The sequence below is a fragment of the Acinetobacter sp. YH12116 genome (assembly GCF_013418895.1).
Taxonomy (GTDB): Bacteria; Pseudomonadota; Gammaproteobacteria; order Pseudomonadales; family Moraxellaceae; genus Acinetobacter; species Acinetobacter indicus.
The window spans coordinates 1-4,753 of sequence record NZ_VPBE01000061.1 but is presented as its reverse complement, the minus strand read 5'-3'; the positions used below and the strand labels follow the sequence as shown (position 1 = coordinate 4,753).

General features: G+C 31.1%; 5 protein-coding genes and 1 pseudogene. 2 read left to right on the top strand and 4 right to left on the bottom strand.

Annotated elements, in window-relative coordinates; genetic code table 11:
- Positions 1–125: 125 nt before the first annotated feature.
- From FTU54_RS15000 to FTU54_RS14990, 3 genes are all read right to left on the bottom strand, one after another.
- Positions 126–1,160, bottom strand: a complete 1,035-nt coding sequence (locus FTU54_RS15000) for a tRNA-dihydrouridine synthase (RefSeq protein WP_169538918.1) — start codon at positions 1,158–1,160, stop codon at positions 126–128.
- A 91-nt stretch (positions 1,161–1,251) separates the two neighbouring features.
- Complete coding sequence (locus FTU54_RS14995; RefSeq protein ID WP_218944953.1) at positions 1,252–1,782, bottom strand: NAD(P)H-dependent oxidoreductase; 531 nt, start codon at positions 1,780–1,782, stop codon at positions 1,252–1,254.
- 165 nt (positions 1,783–1,947) lie between these two features.
- Positions 1,948–2,598: a DUF234 domain-containing protein gene (locus FTU54_RS14990; RefSeq protein ID WP_218944954.1), complete on the bottom strand. Its 651-nt coding sequence runs from the start codon at positions 2,596–2,598 to the stop codon at positions 1,948–1,950.
- A 155-nt stretch (positions 2,599–2,753) separates the two neighbouring features.
- On the opposite strand from FTU54_RS14990, the pseudogene FTU54_RS14985 reads away from it, so the two are divergent.
- Together FTU54_RS14985 and estT are read left to right on the top strand one after the other, a co-directional pair.
- A pseudogene (locus FTU54_RS14985) lies at positions 2,754–3,050 on the top strand (FAD-dependent oxidoreductase); the annotation flags it as partial.
- A gap of 17 nt (positions 3,051–3,067) precedes the next feature.
- Positions 3,068–3,928 (top strand): macrolide hydrolase EstT, encoded by an 861-nt coding sequence (gene estT, locus FTU54_RS14980; RefSeq protein WP_180074908.1) that lies wholly within the window; start codon positions 3,068–3,070, stop codon positions 3,926–3,928.
- A 498-nt stretch (positions 3,929–4,426) separates the two neighbouring features.
- Here estT and FTU54_RS14975 read toward each other — a convergent pair whose 3' ends face one another.
- Complete coding sequence (locus FTU54_RS14975; protein ID WP_218944955.1) at positions 4,427–4,597, bottom strand: nitroreductase family protein; 171 nt, start codon at positions 4,595–4,597, stop codon at positions 4,427–4,429.
- Positions 4,598–4,753: the final 156 nt, after the last annotated feature.

The window sequence follows — 4,753 nt, the reverse complement described above, 5'->3', positions numbered from 1 at the left end:
CATTTTAGAGATTTGTTTAAGATAAGATATAACTCATTGAGATGTGTCATAGTATTCGTCGTTAGAAAACAATTATTGTGACATTATTTCAATGAGTTATCTATTTTTGTCGTGTACAGAGAATATTATTTTAAAAATGCTCTTGCATAAGAGCTATTAATTTTCTCTTTTTCGTTTAGTTCATTTGCAGCATAAAATACAAGATTTGGATTTTTAAGCAACTCTCTTCCATATGCAACAAAATCACAAAAACTATTTTCAAGAAGATATTCACCCTCTTTTGCTGTTGTTATTAAACCAACAGCAATAACAGGAATATCTACACTTTTTTTAATCTCTTTTGCCCAATTAGCTTGATAAAATGGTTCAATTTTTGGTATCTTATCTGGATTTTCTATATTTCCACCACTTGAAACATGAATACAATCAACTCCAACTTTTTCTAACTCTTTACATAAATAAATAGAGTCTTCTATATTCCATCCATTTTGCATCCATTCATCAGCACTAATTCTAACAATAAGGGGTAATTTTACCCTATTTTTTATCTCTTTTGCAGTTTCAATTACTAATCTACACCTATTTTCTAAACTTCCACCATAAATATCATCTCTTTTATTTGTTAAAGGTGATAAAAATTCACACAACAAATATCCATGAGCAGCGTGAAGTTCTACTGAATCATAATTTGCTTTTTCGGCTCTAATTGCAGCATTTACAAACAACTCTTTTATTTTTGTTATCTCTTCAAGACTTAACGCTTTTGGAACTTTATATGGTGATTTTTGACTAAAAGCAATTGAGCTTGGAGCTACACAAATATCATCAACAACTTCAGATTTTCTTCCTGCATGAGCTAATTGTATAGAACTTTTTGCTCCAAATAAGTGTAACTTCTCATTCATTTTTTTATGATTTTCAATTAAAGAATCATCCCAAAGTCCTAATTCAAAAGATGAAACTCTTCCTTTTGGCTCAACTGATGCTGGTTCAACAATAATTAAACCAACATCAGCCATTGCTCTTGAAGTATAGTGAAACATATGGAAATCTTTTAATTCTCCACTATTATCACTTTTATACATACACATAGGTGGCATTACAACTCTATTTTTTAGTTCCAAATCACCTATTTTACCTTTGTTTAATAATAAACTCATTATAGCTCCTTAAATTAAATATATCAAATTATATATACACTAAACTTAAAATTCTCTCTTAAAGTATCTTCAAATTTAGCTAACTCTTTATTTAAATCCAAATCTCCTTTAAAAATATCATGCATAGAGTAAGTTTTAAAGGTTCTAATCCAACAAATTGAAAAGTTTTATGAGTAGCAACATTTGCTTCATCTAGTGATAATCCATCAAAAAAACCATCAGGATTGTTAAACTCACTTTTTGGACAATTATATGTCAAGCTTAGCATATATTTTTTGCCTTTTAGTAATCCACCACTTCCATAAGTTTTGCTATCATCGTTTTTGCTTCTTCCGTCGTTTGCATAGTGTCTTCCTTGAGTAAAAGTCTCATCGAAATATTTTTTTGTAATCCAAGGAACACCCATCCAATAAACAGGATATTGAAACAACACATAATCAGCCCACTCAAACTTCTCACACTCCTCTTTTATATCGTAACCCTTATCTATATTTGTATATTTTATAAGAAAGTTATTTTCTTTGAAAAATTGTGTCGCTTTTTCTAAAATCTTTTCAGTTAATTCACCTTTTGCAACATTTTCATAATATTGGTGTCCATTTAAAATTAAAACTTTTTTCATTTTGTACTCCTTTTAAATTATTCAACAATTATATATAATCAAACTTAACTTTTATATCGATTAAGGCTTTATACAAAGTTTGCAAAAACCACTTGCAACAACTTGAAATTAGAGTAATTACCCTAGCAACCACTCTAGCACCAGCTATTATCTGTTTTTCTAATTTTAAATATCTTTTATCGATAAAAGCCTATACTCTATCTCATAATCTTTATACTCTTGAATTAATTTTTGAGATTTCAAAACTAAAGCCTGATAGTTTATCCGTTTTTCATTTAGTTTTACTTCACAAATTAGAAGTTTCTTATCAATATCATCGATAGCAACTATATCTATCTCATTTTGATTATTTCTCTCCCAATATGAGCCAATAGAAGTGAAAGTTTGTTTCTCTTTTAAGAGTTCCACAAAAAGTTTTTCAAGGAATTTTCCTTGAAAAGTTGAGATATCTCTATAGATAATCTCTTTTAATCTATCGAAATTTTCAGCTTCGATTAGTGATTGGTATTTAAAAATAAATCTAAACCAAAAGGATAAAAAATTATCAACTATCTCATATTTTTGTACTTTTGAGTTTGGTTTAGCATTTATTGGTTTAATTGATTTTATGATGTTATAGTCATTTTCAAGTCGTGATAAATGTCCTGAAATATTTCTTTCCAAAATTGATTCTATTTCACTTCTTGATGTTTTTGAATCAGAGATTAAAGCTAAAATAGAAAAATATGTTCCATACTCTTTTCCAAACTCTTCAATAAGTCTATTTTTTCCCTCTTCCAAAAATATTGAGTTTGGATCAATAATTGTATCTATCATAGATTTTAAATCAAAACTACTGTTTAAGATAAATAGTTCTATATATTTTGCAACTCCACCACTTAGCAAATAAAAATCAAGTAAATTTTTATTTGAATAAGAGTTGTAATCTTTTAAAATCTCCTTTAATACACTTACTTTCAAAGGTTTTAAATCTATTTCCCTTAGATAAGTCTTGGAAAAGTAAGCGTCCATTACCCATAACGATGATTGGAGATGCTGCTCATTTGATGCCTCCTTTTGCAGGACAAGGCGTAAACAGTGGGTTGATGGATGCCTTGATATTGTCGGATAATCTGACCAATGGGAAATTTAACAGCATTGAAGAGGCTATTGAAAATTATGAACAGCAAATGTTTGCTTATGGAAGAGAAGCACAGGCAGAATCAATAATAAACGAAACGGAAATGTTCAGCCTCGACTTTTCGTTCCAAAAACTAATGAATCTATAAAACAGAAAGGCGAGGAAATGAAAGAGAAAATAGTTAAAAAAAACGGAATAAGACTTTTTATCGAAAGTTTTGGATGTGAAAAAGATCCGGCAATACTCTTGATTGCGGGAGCAACGGTATCCATGTTGTATTGGGATGCTGAATTTTGCCAGAAACTATCTGAAAAGGGATTTTTTGTTATTCGCTACGACAATAGGGACGTAGGAAAATCTACTAATTACGAACCGGGTTCAACCCCCTATGATATTGTTGACTTAACCCATGATGCTATTTCAATTTTGGACGGCTATAAAATAGTCAAAGCCAATTTTGTGGGAATTTCACTGGGCGGACTGATTTCTCAAATAGCATCAATAAAATATGCCGACAGGGTAAGTTCAATAACACTAATCTCATCAGGTCCTTGGGGCGACTCAGACCCCACAATTCCTGAAATGGATACGCGTATTTTAGATTTTCACGGAAAAGCTGAAACCGTAGATTGGACAAATGAAGACAGTGTGGCAAATTATTTAATTCAAGGTGCTGAATTGATGAGCGGCAGGAAACAATTTGACAAACAAAGAAGTGAAAAACTGATTAGAGCCGAATTTAAAAGAGCTAATAACTATATAAGTATGTTCAATCATGCGGCACTGCAAGGTGGTGAAGAATACTGGAACAGATTGAGCGAAATCAATCAGCCAACCTTAATTGTACACGGAACGGACGATAAAATATGGCATTTTAAGAATTCAGCAGTTTTACTTGAAAAGATAAACGGCTCAAAACTAATAACGCTTGATGGAACCGGACACGAACTACATTTCGAAGATTGGAATAAAATTATTGATGGAATAACGCAACATACAACAAATAACAAAAGAATGAACAAATAGGGTATTATGTATTTCCAAATCAACGGTTTAGAGATTGAAGCTAATATCAATGTGTTCTTTGAATAACATCTTTTGGTGTTTTTTAATAATCATACTACGCAATTTTCTTTTATAAAAGGAAATATTGTAAACTAAATACGAAATGGTATCTTCATTAAATCATATTATCTCAGAGGTACAGCGAAAAGAAAATGCCATTTCGCTGTCTGCACCTAATATAATTGATGAAGCGCACCAAATGACGATATACCTAAAAGAGTACTTATGGTCAATAAGAGAGGATATTATAAAGCAGGGTTTTAAAAACCATTGGGAGGAAATCAACTTCTTTCGCAACATTAAGCCATACATTCTTAAATAAGACCGTCCCGTAAATTTCAGCCGAATCCGACAAAAAGGCGTGAAGATTTCCTTTAAATAGAGAGACCGAAGGTCATCCTTTTCCTAAAAAAGGGGGGGGCCATGGTTCCAAGATGTAAAATCGAGGGCTAATTCAGGCTATACTTTTGTAATTACCAAAAACTTCCATGGCTCTTGCCCAAAAGAGCTAGGAGATTTTCTCCCTGCTTCTAAAATATAGTTTAAATCTTCATCTTTTATCTTTTTTGTCTCATCAAATATTTTACAAGCATGTCTAAAATCCATTGCTTCCATAAAAGTTTTTTCCATAAATTTATCCTTATTTTTTATTAATATTATTCTCTGTACACGACAAATTTCACAGAACCCTTATCCTATCAGGATTCTGCTTTCTTAAAATTGCCAAAATTTCCTTAAACTCTTCTTTTTTCCCAAAACCAATTAAACGCTGAATCGCCATTTGAA